Annotated in this window: 16 protein-coding genes; 8 read left to right on the top strand and 8 right to left on the bottom strand. The window is 51.9% G+C overall.

Annotated elements, in window-relative coordinates:
* The first annotated feature begins 19 nt into the window (after positions 1-19).
* On the top strand, positions 20-523 hold the full coding sequence (locus QU597_RS28150) for a hypothetical protein (protein WP_310830765.1): 504 nt from the start codon (positions 20-22) through the stop codon (positions 521-523).
* On the opposite strand, the gene QU597_RS28145 is transcribed toward QU597_RS28150, so the two are convergent.
* The gene (locus tag QU597_RS28145; RefSeq protein ID WP_310830764.1) at positions 520-1,098 is read right to left on the bottom strand and encodes a class I SAM-dependent methyltransferase; all 579 of its coding nucleotides are present in this window, start codon (positions 1,096-1,098) and stop codon (positions 520-522) included. The two genes, QU597_RS28150 and QU597_RS28145, sit on opposite strands and share 4 nt — an antisense overlap.
* 518 nt (positions 1,099-1,616) lie before the next feature.
* Here QU597_RS28145 and QU597_RS28140 point away from each other — a divergent pair.
* Together QU597_RS28140 and QU597_RS28135 are read left to right on the top strand one after the other, a co-directional pair.
* Complete coding sequence (locus QU597_RS28140) at positions 1,617-2,195, top strand: sigma-70 family RNA polymerase sigma factor (RefSeq protein WP_310830763.1); 579 nt, start codon at positions 1,617-1,619, stop codon at positions 2,193-2,195.
* Positions 2,185-3,165: a hypothetical protein gene (locus QU597_RS28135; RefSeq protein WP_310830762.1), complete on the top strand. Its 981-nt coding sequence runs from the start codon at positions 2,185-2,187 to the stop codon at positions 3,163-3,165. The genes QU597_RS28140 and QU597_RS28135 overlap by 11 nt, the downstream gene beginning before the upstream one ends.
* A 50-nt stretch (positions 3,166-3,215) precedes the next feature.
* On the opposite strand, the gene QU597_RS28130 is transcribed toward QU597_RS28135, so the two are convergent.
* Both QU597_RS28130 and QU597_RS28125 read right to left on the bottom strand, forming a co-directional pair.
* Positions 3,216-3,752 (bottom strand): MerR family transcriptional regulator, encoded by a 537-nt coding sequence (locus QU597_RS28130; protein WP_310830761.1) that lies wholly within the window; start codon positions 3,750-3,752, stop codon positions 3,216-3,218.
* 235 nt (positions 3,753-3,987) lie between these two features.
* Positions 3,988-4,641 carry an HAD family hydrolase gene (locus QU597_RS28125; RefSeq protein WP_310830760.1) on the bottom strand — a complete coding sequence of 218 codons (654 nt, stop codon included), beginning with the start codon at positions 4,639-4,641 and terminating at the stop codon, positions 3,988-3,990.
* 129 nt (positions 4,642-4,770) lie between these two features.
* Between QU597_RS28125 and QU597_RS28120 the strand changes: the two genes are divergently transcribed.
* Positions 4,771-5,481: a DUF421 domain-containing protein gene (locus tag QU597_RS28120; protein ID WP_310830759.1), complete on the top strand. Its 711-nt coding sequence runs from the start codon at positions 4,771-4,773 to the stop codon at positions 5,479-5,481.
* A gap of 105 nt (positions 5,482-5,586) precedes the next feature.
* Here the strand turns inward: QU597_RS28120 and QU597_RS28115 are convergent, their stop codons facing one another.
* Positions 5,587-6,297 carry an SDR family NAD(P)-dependent oxidoreductase gene (locus tag QU597_RS28115; RefSeq protein WP_310830758.1) on the bottom strand — a complete coding sequence of 237 codons (711 nt, stop codon included), beginning with the start codon at positions 6,295-6,297 and terminating at the stop codon, positions 5,587-5,589.
* A 100-nt stretch (positions 6,298-6,397) separates the two neighbouring features.
* Here QU597_RS28115 and QU597_RS28110 point away from each other — a divergent pair, with 100 nt between their 5' ends.
* Complete coding sequence (locus QU597_RS28110; RefSeq protein ID WP_206105348.1) at positions 6,398-6,757, top strand: MerR family transcriptional regulator; 360 nt, start codon at positions 6,398-6,400, stop codon at positions 6,755-6,757.
* A gap of 57 nt (positions 6,758-6,814) precedes the next feature.
* Here the strand turns inward: QU597_RS28110 and QU597_RS28105 are convergent, their stop codons facing one another.
* Positions 6,815-8,446: a copper amine oxidase N-terminal domain-containing protein gene (locus QU597_RS28105; RefSeq protein WP_310833431.1), complete on the bottom strand. Its 1,632-nt coding sequence runs from the start codon at positions 8,444-8,446 to the stop codon at positions 6,815-6,817.
* Between the two features lie 176 nt (positions 8,447-8,622).
* Between QU597_RS28105 and QU597_RS28100 the strand changes: the two genes are divergently transcribed.
* The 3 genes from QU597_RS28100 to QU597_RS28090 are packed head-to-tail and all read left to right on the top strand — an operon-like array spanning position 8,623 to position 11,169.
* Complete coding sequence (locus QU597_RS28100) at positions 8,623-9,204, top strand: RNA polymerase sigma factor (protein WP_310830757.1); 582 nt, start codon at positions 8,623-8,625, stop codon at positions 9,202-9,204.
* Positions 9,197-10,003, top strand: a complete 807-nt coding sequence (locus QU597_RS28095; protein WP_310830756.1) for an anti-sigma factor — start codon at positions 9,197-9,199, stop codon at positions 10,001-10,003. Before QU597_RS28100 ends, QU597_RS28095 begins: the two co-directional genes overlap by 8 nt.
* A 41-nt stretch (positions 10,004-10,044) precedes the next feature.
* Positions 10,045-11,169 carry an SGNH/GDSL hydrolase family protein gene (locus QU597_RS28090; protein WP_310830755.1) on the top strand — a complete coding sequence of 375 codons (1,125 nt, stop codon included), beginning with the start codon at positions 10,045-10,047 and terminating at the stop codon, positions 11,167-11,169.
* A 71-nt stretch (positions 11,170-11,240) separates the two neighbouring features.
* Here QU597_RS28090 and QU597_RS28085 read toward each other — a convergent pair whose 3' ends face one another.
* The 3 genes from QU597_RS28085 to QU597_RS28075 all read right to left on the bottom strand — a co-directional run bounded on the left by QU597_RS28085 (position 11,241) and on the right by QU597_RS28075 (position 14,082).
* Positions 11,241-12,020 carry a sporulation protein gene (locus QU597_RS28085; protein WP_310830754.1) on the bottom strand — a complete coding sequence of 260 codons (780 nt, stop codon included), beginning with the start codon at positions 12,018-12,020 and terminating at the stop codon, positions 11,241-11,243.
* A gap of 71 nt (positions 12,021-12,091) precedes the next feature.
* Entirely contained in the window at positions 12,092-13,405 is a 1,314-nt protein-coding gene (locus QU597_RS28080; RefSeq protein WP_310830753.1) for a sensor histidine kinase, read from the bottom strand.
* Positions 13,405-14,082 (bottom strand): response regulator transcription factor, encoded by a 678-nt coding sequence (locus QU597_RS28075; protein WP_054942503.1) that lies wholly within the window; start codon positions 14,080-14,082, stop codon positions 13,405-13,407. The genes QU597_RS28080 and QU597_RS28075 overlap by 1 nt, the downstream gene beginning before the upstream one ends.
* Positions 14,083-14,254 lie beyond the last annotated feature (172 nt).

The following is a 14,254-nucleotide window of genomic DNA, read 5'->3' as shown; positions in this document are numbered from 1 at the left end:
CAAACAATTCGCAAGAAGAATGGCGATCATGCTTGAATCCGGGCTGATTTGGTATAAGCACTATTTCATGTTCTGCGACGACATCATTGAAAAGTTAGATAAACCACCCTACTGGATTATTGACCTTGCGGTAACCAGCTATAATAAAGACGCAGAGAGGATTGTGAATACCTACGCCTTTTCGGAGCCGTTCGAAGCTTTCGAGGATTCATTATTTGATCTCCATATCGGTTGTTTGTTTCTGCGGTATGAGCGGAGGGAAATGTCCTGGTCAGCTTTTTTGAAGGCCTCCGGTCATTTTGCAGACGGCTATCAAGCCATGAAACAAGATTGCGGATTCTTCTATGATATGCTGAATCTGTATGAAGACAACGAATACTCAGCTGATTTGGAATTTCGTCAGGCTGAGATACTTCGAAAAGACTTTAAGGAAGAAATTGAAGAGGCGCGATGGTTATATGCCCCTTTTGTCTATTATTTCAGAAAATATGTATTATCACAGAAAGGACAGAGTGAAGCTTAGTAGTGATACACATATACTTTGGTCCGCAGACGATCCTTGCAGGTTAAAGTACGGATAGGCTGCCTGCTCGGCAGGGCAAAACAGACGCTGATCACTACTGCGCCGGGAGGCAACTCCTGCTTGAATTTCTCCGACAGGCGGTTCATTGCGCCAGGGAACAAATAACAGAGCACAATGTCGGCATCGCTATAGGAGCTTTTATAGATATCTCCCCGTTCAAAATAAACCCTGTTACGCAGACTCTCCCGGCTGCCGGCTGCAGGAAAGAAACGGGTGAGCAGCATAGTATGCAGCTGAGAAAACCACAAGGGCAGGCTGGAATTCTCAATACCGGTCAGCCTTTTGCCGGGACAATGACGGATGACGTCCAGCCCCAGCGTCCCCCACCCCGAACCCGCCTCGATGATGTTCCCATACCCCGGAATCCGGTTCACCTCTGCCGCAACTGCCAGCCGGACAGATTTGGAAGTAGGCATCGGCGAGATCCCGTTTCTCCAGCTTAAGAGCACAATCCACACCACGGACAGCAAAACTATGAAAGTGACAATCCAGGGAATGATTTCAAGGATAGACATAGGCGGCTCCTTCTTAACCTGCCTGCGGCAAGCGGTGGTGTACAGAATAAACTAACTAATTTTAAGCATGGAAGCAGTGTGGCTCGTCCCAAAGGCGCTCCTTGAGAGGCACAGGCTTTTTGAACTTTGTGTAGGCATAGTAGTGGGATTTTCTCCATCTAATTATCACTTGAAGGGACAGAGAGAGATTCTAGTGGGAAATTGTCCCGCTAATTCCTTACATACATTTCTAAATGAGCATTTTCCGAGAATTTAGATAGAGGTTTTCCATTTAAAGTCTGATTTACGGTGAAACTGAAAGGTTTAGGTGGAGGTTTTCCCACTATAAATTTTACTATTGCAGCCGATGCGTAACTCTACCGTTATCTTAACTATATTTTTGTGGATTGAACACCGGTGAATAGGATCGGCGTTATTTAGGCAGAGTGAACGGCGTTATTTTTTCCCTCCTGCCCATTTGAACCTTTTTACCCCACCCAGCCAATATCCTTTGTAACACCTGAATGGAGGCCGGCCTTATGAAGGACTTAGATTTAACCCCGTGGCTTATCCGGATGAGCCAGGGAGATGAGCAAGCGTTCCAAATCGTTTACGAAGCTACACGGGATCATGCTTACCGCTTCATCAGCTATCTCGCCCCCCGTCCGCAGGATGCCGGTGATATTATGAGCGAGGTGTATCTTGAGCTTTTTAGAAGTGTGCATAAGTATGATCCGCAGCAGAATTTCGGCTCATGGTTCAGCGGTTTGATTGTCAGGCAGGTGCGGGGCTGGAAGCGGAAGGAATGGCGTCTCTTTCGGATTACGGAGAAGCTGAAGCTCAGCACTCAGAGGTCGGCAGGTTCTGCCGCAGAGATGCAGTTTAGAGCGCTGGATGACCAGCTGGAATTACTGCTGCTCCTCCAGACGTTACCGCTCAAGCTGAAGGAGGTTATCGTCCTCCGCTATTATCAGGATTGTTCTCTAGAGGAAATCTCCAGGCTCTTGAAGATTCCGTTAGGCACTGTAAAATCCAGGCATCATCATGCGCTTAAGCAATTACGCCATAGGTTCGACGGGCAGGATGTACGAAAGGAGGGGGATGGCTTTGTCTATTGAGAAGCAGCTGGCAGAGGAGTTCGAACGGGATTCCCGGAAGTGTCCTTCCGATCTGGATGTCCGGATAATGGCGGAATACAGGCAGCAGGTGATGCAACAAAGGGGAAAATCATTGATGTTCAAAAAAAGTAAAATGCCCAAGTACATCTTGGTTACACTTATCCTTATCTTGGTGTGTGGATTCGGCTATGCCGGGGGCAAGCAGCTGTTCTTTGATCACGGTAAGCTGTCTATCAGCAACCGGACAGAGCAGCAGCTGGAGTTCAAGCAAGAGGATGTGGCGAAGATCCGTGGTTCCCTGCAGCAAGTAAAAGCACAATTAAGTCCCGGGGAAACAGCCGTCGTATATCTTCGGGATTATGACCTGGAGGTAGAGGGGACACCTGTTGTCTTCGGCATCACTAATCCGCTGCTTATTCCGTTAGAGGCATGGAAAACGGCCCTGCAGCAGCAGGGTGTCCAGGAGAAGCTTCCCGATACCCTGCTGGGAGGCTATAATCTGGCCGAAGGTATGGAGACATCGCCTTTCCAGGCTAATTTAGGGAAGGATGCTTACGCTATTCTGGATGAGCTGAAGGCCGAGGGCAAGACATCGGGAAGTGAGATGCTGTGGCGCAAGACCGGTGCAACCGATGATATTGTGGCTACCTATACCTCTGTTTACCGCAATGCAGCTGGTGATACGCTTTATTTAACCTGGCAGATTGCCGGCAGTGATAGTAATCCCGTGATCTTTCAGTTAAGTCCTCCCGGGATTACTTCTGAAGATGCCCAGATAGGCGGAATAAGCGCACATTATTTGAAGAATTATCAGTCGCTGTTCGGGCAGAGCCCTGTTCATCAGGACGTGACTTGGCTCAGTCAGACCGGAGACAAGTCCGTGGCTTATCATGTCCAGACGGACTCCGTGTCGATGACCAAAGAGCAGTTAGTGGAGGCAGCCCAGAGCTTATTGCAGCAGCAGGAGTAACATAGAATCAGCCCAGATCCCGTATTCATGGGGCCTGGGCTGATTGTACTTCACAGCGAGAATAAAGTACGCAGCAGGCTGCGTTTCTTAGGCGGGGCCTTCAGCTTGGCGGCGGCAACGGGGTGCAGCTCTTCATGGGCTGCGGCTGCCTGGAGTCCTGGCTGTTGTATCGTTTCTATGGATAACGCCAGCTGCTGGATCATCTGGCGCAGGTCTTCAAGCTCCTCGCGCTGGCGGAGCAGCTGTACGGAGACCACCTCGTCCGCTTTCTGGTCCAGCGAGTGTTCGATTTGATTGATGCGGGACCACATTTCATGCATGGGTTTATCCTCTGCCTGCACCGGCCGTGTGCTCTGCAGTGGCCCTACAGGCTGATGGTTGCCCGTCAGGGTAATGCGGTCCAGGGTTTCCCCCTGATCGATGCGGGTTTTAATAGACTTTAGCAGGCTGACTTCCTGCTGGGAGAAGATATAGTGCCCAAACCGGTCCTTTGGAAAGACATTAGGGAACATGGCGGCCCAACGTTTAATCGTGGTCTGGCTGACGGACAGCAGCTCTGCAACTTCCTTGGTCTTGTACATTTCCATTTTGATTCCTCCGCTTGGGGTATTTTGCTATTAACAATTCGCCTTTCGAAAGCGACTCCCTGCACGGGTGACAAAGGTGGTGCCCATTCGCTAAACAAAGTGCTATTGCGAGTAAAGATGAGTGAAGCCGTGAACTATTGTTCTACATAAACAGGCCGGATTTTACTTTTTTCTGGGCAGCAAAGAGACCGCAGCCAGCGCGGCTGCGGTCTCTTCCATACATTCTGTGCCTACCCTACCTGCGTTTCTCCGCCAGCAGCTCAAGAAATTCAGAGACGTGGCTAAACACCCCATCCGGCTCCACATCGTAAGTCTGGCTCTGATAAGTAGACAGCCAGCGTACGCCATAGGTACGCAGTCCGGCAGCTTTGCCGGCGAGGATATCCGCGTTGCTGTCACCGATGAACACAGCATCTGCCGGGTCTATGCCCAGAATGTCCAGCGCTTTATGGATACCCTCCGGGTCAGGCTTGGGCTTCTCCACGTCATCCCCTGTAACCGCCAGCCCGAAGAATTCCTGCATGTTCAGCGCCTCAGAGGAGATGCGGTAAGCGCGTTTTCCTTTGCCGGTAATCACCGCGGTCTTAATGCCCTGATCCTTCAGCCATTGCAGCAAACCGGCAATCTCCTGATTCCGGACCGATTCTCCGGCGTGGCCTGTTTCATAGATCGAGAAATAATCCTGAATAGCCTGTGGCACAGCAGCTTTATTGCTAAAATTAGCTTCAATGATCTCTTCCTCCGTCGGGCCGAACATCGCAACCAGCTCATCACTCGTTACATCCCTGTTCTCGTATTGTCTGAACACGGCTTTAAAGGCAGTGAATGATAAAGGCAGCGTATCGGCAAGCGTACCGTCAAAATCGAATAATACCGCGTTAATTGGCATATATGCTCTCCTTTAGAACAGAGTTGGAAATAACCTTTATTATATCAGTCCCTGTCGTTTGGGAGAATTTATTCTGAAGGATATGTTGTGGTTGGCGTTTGGGGATAATGGGGAGAGGAGGAGGTAAGGATGACCTATACTGAAATTTTGATCCGGGCGATTCTAGCGGTTGTACTGCTGCTGTTCATCCCCAAAATACTGGGCAAGCAGACGATTTCAAATATGACCTTTCATGATTTTGTGACCAGTATTACGCTGGGCTCTCTTGCGGCCAACCTTGCGTTTAATGTCAGCCTGAAGGCCTCATATTTAGTCCTGGCTCTTGTGGTGTTTACGGCTACCGCTTTTCTGCTGTCGTTCCTGGCTCTAAAAAACCGCAAGATGAGAAGCTGGATCTCCGGCTCTCCTACCGTACTCATTGAAGATGGCAAGATCATGGAAAACAACATGAAAAAAATCCGCTATACCCTGGATTCGCTGGACCAATCCTTAAGGGAGAAGGGGATCTTCAACATCGAACAAGTGGACTACGCCGTACTAGAAGACAATGGAGAGGTCTCTATATTGAAGAAGGAAGCCTACCAGTTTGTAACGAAAAAGGATATGGGCATTCCTCTGCGTGCGCAGGATTTTCCTGTCGAGCTGATTATGGATGGTGTGCTGGTGGAGGATAATTTGAAGCTGCACGGGCTGACCCGGGAGTGGCTGGAGAGTGAGCTTGGGAAGAAACGGAAGGGCAAGACGCTGGCAGATGTGTTCTATGCGGTAAAAGGCACACAGCAGCAGCTGGTATTCGATTTCTATGAGGACGGAATCCGTCAGCCGCTGGATCAGGAGTAAGCAGGACAGCAGGGCAGCCGCAGGTCACGGCTTATGAAGCTGCTGCTGATGCACAAAAACCGGGAAAGCAGAGGCCTTCCCGGTTTTTTGGCGACCGTATTCTTTTTACCAGGCATAAATGCCATTCAGATCCAGAAATTCTCCGTTATGGCGCTTGCCGTCTGTGGCGTATCCTACGATAATTGCTGCCCCGTCTTCCTTGGATTTTCCGCCTTCGGCATTGCCGTTCAGATCGGTCTTCGTGAACCCGGGGGTGACTGCGAATACCTGAGCGTTGCTGTTCTTGAGTTCAATAGCCATCGCAACGGTCATGGCGTTGTTGGCTGTTTTGGAGGCGTTGTAGTCGAACGCATTCAGCGCATACTCCGCATGCTGCATGAAGTGAAGAGAGGCCATATCCGTTGAAACATTCACAATCGTTCCATCATTCTGCTTCATGAGCGGGAACAGACGCTGATTCAGGCGGAAGGTACCGAAGAAATTCACCTCAAAAGCGTTCCGCAAATCCTCCTCCCGGGTCGCGCTGAACGAGCTGGAGAACGCCCCCGGCATACCGGCATTGTTAATCAAAAGCGCCAGATCAGAGTAGCGTGTCTGAATGGCAGCGGCGGCCTGTTCAATACTGTCCAGATTCGTCATATCCAGCTGCAGAAACTCCACATCCAGGCCCTGGCCGGTTAATTCGGCAACTGCGGCCTCACCCCGCTCCGTGCTGCGTGCACCGAGCAATACCTTCCAGCCCGCTGCCCCGAGCTGTCTTGCGATCTCCAGTCCAATTCCTTTATTTGCGCCTGTTACCAAAGCTGTCTTCGTCATCGTTATCCCTCTTTCTCGGAGTAAAATCTATCAATAATTTGAAGCTTACTATGCTACACTAAGTGTAGGTCAACACTAAAAATTTCAGGACGTGATGGAGATGTTTACGATCGGACAGGTTGCCAAGCAGGTAGGGCTGAACATAGGGGCGATCCGGTTCTATGAACGCAAAGGCTTACTGGAGCCAGCGGTCCGCAATGAACAGAATAACCGGCTGTACAGTGAGGATGTGATCGGCTGGCTGGAATTTCTGAAATGCCTGCGTGAGACGGGAATGAGTGTGGAAGAGGTTAAGAGGTACTACGATATGGTCAAGACGGGAACGTCAACCCTGCCGGAAAGAACGAAGCTTATTGAAGACCAGAGGCAGGCACTGCTGGAGGATATCGAGAAGAAGAAAGCGCAGCTTGTTCACTTGGAGCATAAGCTGGAGCGGTATTACCGCGGGGAGAATTATTAGACAATAGAGGCCATCCCGCCAAGGGATGGCCTCTATTGCTATTCAGCTGCCAGCTAATTAATGGCTATGCTCCATTGAGGTGGCCGTTGCTGCGGGCATTACCTTAGTCAGCGTAATCGCCCCATTACTCTGAGTCCACTTCACATCCCAGCCGAGCAATTCGGCGATGAAGCGCACGGGAACCTGTACGCGGCCCTTATCCAGGAAGACAGGAGCTCCGATGTTCTTGCGCTGTCCGTTCAGCTCCATGTAGGACTGTCCGGCCCAGAACACTGCGGTATTCCCGCCATCCTTGATCCAGAGCGCTTTCTTAGTGTTATCCCAGGTGACATCGACGCCGATGGCTTGACCGAGGTAACGGAGCGGGATGAAGATGCTGTCGTTCTTCATAACCGGGGTAACATCCATCTTGCTGGTCTTACCGTTTACGGTTACAGCAGTGCTGCCTGTCATCATCGAGATGGTTGTCATGTCTTTAGCCGATGCTGCAGTCTTCCCGTGGAACTTGTCCGGGAACTGGGCGACGATGCCGCCGGTCAGCCCGCTTGCCGTCATGAACATATGGGCATAGGCGGTGCGTTCGAAGGTATACGCGCTAGCGAAGTCTTTATTTACATAGCTGTTGAATGTGTCCAGCAGGTGGCCGATGTGCAACTTCAGCCCCCCGGCGATGACCGTTGTTTCAAAGTAAGCGGGATTCGCGCTATGGAAGAACGCGGCCTGCTTCATCCGGTAGTCCTCCAGTTCAGCAACTGCCTTCTGCCGTCCGGCTTCATCACCCGCCGCAGCAGCCTTTACATAATCCACAAAATATCCGATATGGGAAGTCCAGATCGTCTTAAAGGCATCGCCGGCAGCCTTGCCGTACACGGAGGCAATCGCCGCAGACAGGTCCTCGGTGTTGCTGTTCAGGGCACCCGCCGCAGCGGTAAAGTCAGGTGCGCCGTCGATGCCTTTTTGCATAGCAAGGGCGGCCAGGGTGGCATGCTCACCAAGCAATTGTCCAAGTCCGGCACGCAGGTCGATTCCCGGTGAGGCTACAGACTCCGCAGGGAATGTAGCAGGGAACTGGGCCTCAATTCCGGCGGACAGTGCAGCGGCGGTCATGAACATATGCGCATAGGCTGTCCGGGTGTCCGCATAAGCGACGGCATAATCTTTATTCACATAGCTGTTGAAAGCATCCAGCAGGTGGCCAATGTGCATTTTCAGACCGTCTGCAATGGCAGCCGTCTGGAAATACTGCGGGTTGGCATTGTGGAAGAACTCAGCCTGCTTCATCCGGTATTCATCCAGTTCAGCAACCGCCTTCTGGCGACCGGCTTCATCTTTAGCCGCCGTTGCCTTGACATAGTCTACGAAGTAGCCGATATGGGAGGACCAGACCGGTTTGAAGGCATCGCCTGCGGCCTGCCCGTAGACGGAAGCAATCGCTGCACTGAGGTCATCTGTATTCTTGCCCAGAGCGGCGGCGGCATCTCCGAAATCTGCGGCTCCGTCATAACCTTTTTGCATCGCAATTACAGCCAGCAGGGCATGCTCCCCGAGCAGCTCACCCAGTGTTGCCTGTAAATTTGGTGCGGCCCCGTTCGTATCCACTTCATGGGCACTGGCAAGCACAGGTATAAATAAACTCAGACACAGCATCAGGATAGCCAGCTTACTTTGCAGTTTTGTCAATTCAATCACTCCTTCATTCAAAGTTGAGCCGCTAATCAAAAGCGGTTATACTCAGTGGAACGTAGGAAACCTGGAGTTGGATCACTTTTTAGTAAATTAAATTTGAAATATATATTCATCCAACTTAGAGGCTCATGCGAAAAATCCATCTTAGAGGTTATGCAGGGGAAATGGGGGGCTTAAGATTGTACGATGTCGCTGACGACGGGCAGTTGATGGAGCTTATCAGGCAAAAAGACCCGGCTGCCCTCGAAATGCTCTACGACCGGTATGAAGGAATGATCTATAGCTTTGCGTACCGGATTGTGAAGGATTCGATGGCGGCCGAGGAAGTGATGCAGGAATTGTTTATGCGTATATGGAAGAACGCGGAGCAGTATGACTCCACTAAGGGCAAGCTTTCGACCTGGATGTTTACGGTTACACGAAATATTGCCATTGACCAGCTCCGTAAAAAGAATTCAGGAATTCCGCAGCAGCCAGCCGGTTCAGAGGAATTGCAGGAGATCCGCGATACCGGAACCATGACCGAGGATATGGTCGAGCTGCTGATGGTCGGGGAGCAGGTAAGAGAGGCGTTGCAGGAGCTGAGCAGGGACCAGCAGCAGGTCATGGATCTGATCTATTACCAAGGCTTGACGCAGCAGGAGGTAGCCATTCGTGTTGCCGTGCCGCTGGGAACGGTCAAAAGCAGGGTCAGGCTGGCTATGAAGCAGCTACAGAAGCGGTTAATCCACTGGGGAAGGAGGGATCATGCTCATGACTGAAGAGAGAAATGACTTATGCGAATGGGCCGAATTGTATGCGCTGGGCGCACTTCAGGATGACGAAATGGAGCGGTTCGAGGTTCATTTACAGGAATGTCCGGAATGTGAGAAACTGGTAAAGGAATACCGCCAGGTAATCGGCATGCTCCCTCTTGCCTCTGAGCCTGTTGCACCGCCGCTGGGGATGAAAAAGCGGATTATGTCTTCTGTATTCAAAGCAGATGCACCGGTTCAAGTAGAGCGTAAGCCTGTAACTGAGGCGCCTAATGCACCTGTGGTGGAGCGGGAAATCACAGTGGAAACGGCTGGGCCGGCGGCCAGAAGATTGCCCGTATGGCGCTATCTCAGCACTGGGCTCGCGGCAGCGGTTGTGGTGCTGCTCGTCTATAACGGCCAGCTGCGCGAGGATGTCGGCCGGCTGAAGCAGCAGGTAGCTGTCAGTACAGAGCCGCTGCAGGGTCTCAAGGTGAATGAGGCGGTTGCGCTGAGTCCGGCTGCCGCGGATATTGCGGCGAAAGGCCTGGCAACCATTATCGCGGACAAGAGCGGGACGCATCTCGTGGTCCAGGCCGAGCAGCTGCCGGAGCTTAAGGGTACAGAGGTCTATCAGGTCTGGCTGATCAAGGGCGACGTCCCGCAGAATGCGGGCACCTTCGTGTCACAGGGCGGCAACGGGGCGCTGTATTATACCTTTGAGCCGCAGGAATACGACACCGTGGCAATTACGCTGGAGCCGGATGGCGGCGGAGTAACCCCCAGAGGACAGATTGTGCTGGCGGCACCGATCAAGCAAGGATAAGTAGTTCAAGCTATGTAAGGGAAATCCGGGAGGAACATGGGATGAAAGAGAACGGGAAGCTAAAGGAAGCGGCCTTATCCGAAGTTGCACATGTGAAGGTTCACGGCAGAACCTCGGGGAGTCTTGCTCCTCTCACCCTGTTCTGGACAGGGAGCGCGGTTGAATTCAATGCCAAGGGTTCAGAGCTGTGGGTGGAGGTAGAGGCGGATTACGATGTCTATGAACCGTGGATCAGCATAGAGATTAATTCCTTTCCTGTCAGCAGACAGATGTTAACGGCAGGCAGGTATTGGGTCTGTGTATTCAGAGGCATGAATGAAGATGTGGTGAAGAATGTCCGGATTGTGAAAGAGCTGCAGGCCATGAGCGACGATCCGCGGTGCTGTCTGCAGATACACGCCGTTAAGTTAGACGGGGAGTTCCTGCCGGTTCCAGACCGGGCGCTCAAGCTTGAGTTCATCGGGGACAGCATCACTTCAGGAGAAGGTGTGATCGGCGCGAAGGCGGAGGAAGACTGGATTCCGATGTGGTTCAGCGCAACTAATTATACGGCCATGACCGCAGAAGCGCTAAAGGCGGATTACCGGGTGCTGTCCCAGAGCGGATGGGGCGTGCTGACAAGCTGGGATAATAATCCGGACCACAATCTGCCGGATTATTACGGGCAGGTCTGCGGGGTGCTCGGCGGGGAACGGAACGAAGCGCTCGGAGCCTCTCAGGGGAATGACTTTGAAGCATGGCAGCCGGATGCAGTGATCGTTAATCTGGGTACCAATGACGGCGGCGCTTTTTATTCCCCGGAATGGACCGATCCGGCCACCGGCCGAGTCTATAAACAGCGGGTGAACGATGACGGCACCGTCAACGCGGAGGATCTGCAGGCTTTTGAGGCCGCAGCTGAGTCGTTCCTTGTGAAGCTCAGACAATATAACCCGGAGGCGCATATTGTGTGGGTGTACGGTATGCTGGGACTTCCGATGATGCCGGCTATCTACCGCGCAGTAAATAGCTACACGGCGAAATCAGGAGACCGGAAGGTCTCAGTCTTCCAGCTGCCCAATATTACAGAGGAAAGCGTAGGCGCGAGGAGCCATCCGGGCAGATTAGCCCATGAGCAGGCGGCCAGGGTATTAAGCGCCTATCTGCAGGAAATTCTGCATAGTTGAATTTATAGAAGAAAAGAGCTGCCCGCGAGTGGGGCAGCTCTTTTTGCATATCATATGGCTTAGCGCTACAACTAAGCGTGTCTGCGGATGGCTGCGAGCAGCTGGTCGGCGATATAGCCGGTTCCCGCTGCCAGTTGATTGCGGTCAAAGTGAAGCTTCACAAAGCTCTCATCCGCATCAAGCGCTTCGGCGAACAGTCCGGATAATCCGCGTGCTCTCCGGTCGACTTGCAGCAGCAGCTCAACGCCATGCTCATCCGGGTAGAACATGATTTCCAGCTCATCCAATTGGCCGCGGAATTGGCTGGAAGGTGAGAATTCAAATTCCTGAACGAAAGGGAGCCCGTTGTTCTTGCCGTAATGAGGAGCATATTCACAGCTGACCTCGCGGAGCCGGAAGCCGAGCTGGGTTACTGCGTCAAGTACAACCGCCGAATGCGGATGAGGCAGTACCTGGAGATGATCCTCGTCCTTCGGATCCACGGCTTCCTTGATATCAAGACCCGTCTGAATCCATACGGGAGTTCTGCCCATCGTTACCGGAGTAACCCCCGGAAGCTGGAAGGATACAGGGAACTCGTAGACCTTCTCCGCTTCCACGGTGAATCCGGAAGCAAGCAGAAACTTGGCTATCGTCGCTTCGACATGGCTCTTGGTATCATTATGCTCCTTCACGTAACGGGTCTTGACGAAGGCGTACACATCATTAACCTTCTGATCTACGCGGCCGCCCTGGATACGGACGATTCCGCTGAGTGTATCTCCTGCTTTCACCACATCCTGATGGAGCATAAGGTTAACTTCGGCGGCACCGATTCCGGCGCTGGCGAGCATTCTTTTGAACATGGACATTGCTGAGAATCTCCTCCTTCCATAATAATTCTGATACGGAAGGTTCCTTCACTTGGTTTCACCGAAAGACGCTATTGGGACAGCTGTACATAGAACGTAGTCGATTCACCGGCAACACTTTTCGCGTAGATCTTGCCTTTATGCTGCTGCTCGACGATCGATTTGGCGATCGCGAGACCGAGTCCGTAGCCGCCTTGCTTACGCGCGCGGGAGGTATCGGTCCGGTAGAACCGGTCAAAAATCCGGGTGAGATGCTCTGGAGCGATACCCTCTCCGGTGTTGGTGACGGCCAGCACTACATCGTTATACTGTCTGCGCAGAGACAGGGTCACCTCGCCTTTGGGCCCCGTATATTTCACGGCATTGTCCAGCAGAATCATGACAACCTGCTTAATCTGCTCACTGTTGCCTTGAACGGTCAGATTAGGCTCAATCTCATACTCCAGCGCAACATTCTTCTCGAAGATGACGGCTTCCATGGTCAGGATGATATTCTCAACCGCTTCGCTGATGTTGAAGGGAGCGTGAATCATACCGGTGCGCGAATCATCCATTTCCGTCAGATAGAGCAGATCATTTGTCAGCTTCGCCATCCGCTCCGTCTCTGATTTGATATAATGCAGCCATTTGGACTGGTTAACAATCGTGTCTTCCTCATTGGCTAACAGCACATCGGTATTGGTATTGATGATGGCCAGCGGTGTTTTCAGCTCATGGGAGGCGTCGGCGATGAATTGCTTTTGCTTATCGAAGGCCTCCTTTACCGGCTTGATGGAACGGTTCGCAAAGTAGCGGCTGGTGAAATACAGGATAATCAGCATCACGACACCGACAAGGGAGAAGGTATAAATCAGGTTGGTGAGAATCTTCTGTCTGGCGGTAATGTCAAGGAATACGAGCTTATGCCCGTCAGTGGTCGGCCTGATCTCAAAGATCCAGAGACTGCCGTCAAGCTCGAATTGTCCCCGGGTGGTATCCATGTCCACGGCTTCCTGCAGCGCCTGTGCATAAAATTCGTCATCCATGGTTAGCTGTGATGCAGGTGTCCCTATCTGGTTCCACTCGGCGTCAGTTTCAATCATGAAGGAAATCAGACGCTCCGGCGGAGGATCGCCTATCTTGCCGAATGAACCGCCGTTCTGACGCTGTATTCCGTCGTCAATCCCGCCATCCGCGCCGCCATCAAACCCATTGGTAATCCCGCCGTGGTGCTCCCCGTTGCCAGGCTTCTGGTACAATTCCACGCTCCGCTGCAGATCCATGTTGATATCATTACGCACATCCAAGTAGTTGATAACATAGATGGTGGCAAAGGCGACCAGCATCATTACGGAGATCGTCACCAGATTCACAATCAAGAAGCGGTTTCTGAGCTTTGTGAACATCAGGCATTCACCTCTAATACATAGCCTACATTCCGTATCGTGCTGATCCGTGTCCCCGAGCCGAGGAACGTCAGCTTTTTACGCAGAAAAGAGATGTACACCTCCACATTGTTATGCTCCGCTTCCGAATCGAACCCCCACAGCTTCTCGATAATCTGCTCCTTGGAGGTTACAGATTGCTTACGCAGAATCAGCAGCTCCAGCAGCTCGCTCTCCTTCAGGTTCAGCTTCATTTCCTTACCGCTCACTGTAAGCCGCAAATTGGTTGTATTCAGCTCCAGATCCCCGAACTTCAGCGCATCATCCGGCAGAATCTCGCCTTTACGCCGCAGCACTGCTCGAATTCTCGCCAGCAGCTCCTCCGACGAAAAAGGCTTGGCGATATAGTCATCGGCCCCGTAGTCCAGCCCGGTCACCATATCGGTAATTTCTCCTTTTGCAGTCAGGAAGATGACGGGAGTGGCTACGCCCTTGGTACGGAGCGCCCGCAGCAGGCTGATTCCATCCAGCTCCGGCATCATGATGTCGAGCAGCAGGAGATCATAGATCCCGCTCAGCGCATAGTCCATGCCCGATCTGCCGTCATGCACCGCATCGACCGAATAATTATGTTTTTTCAAGATTTGGGTTACGGCCTCGGCCAGATGCACCTCATCTTCGACGATTAATATTCTCATAGGTTTGTCATCCTCTGCTTGCTTGATGTGTACTGCTTAACTTCCGCTATTATATCAAGATTACCTTTAATCAACCTTAACCGCGGCAACAAAAGATAAAGCTTCTACTAGATATCCCTGATAGCCGGCAATGTATTCGGGACCTCTGCAGCCGTCCATCTCCGTTTGTTAA

The sequence above is a fragment of the Paenibacillus pedocola genome, from assembly GCF_031599675.1.
Lineage (GTDB): Bacteria > Bacillota > Bacilli > Paenibacillales > Paenibacillaceae > Paenibacillus_AQ > Paenibacillus_AQ pedocola.
The sequence above is the reverse complement of the archived record's forward strand: the minus strand, read 5'-3'. Positions and strand labels throughout refer to the sequence as shown.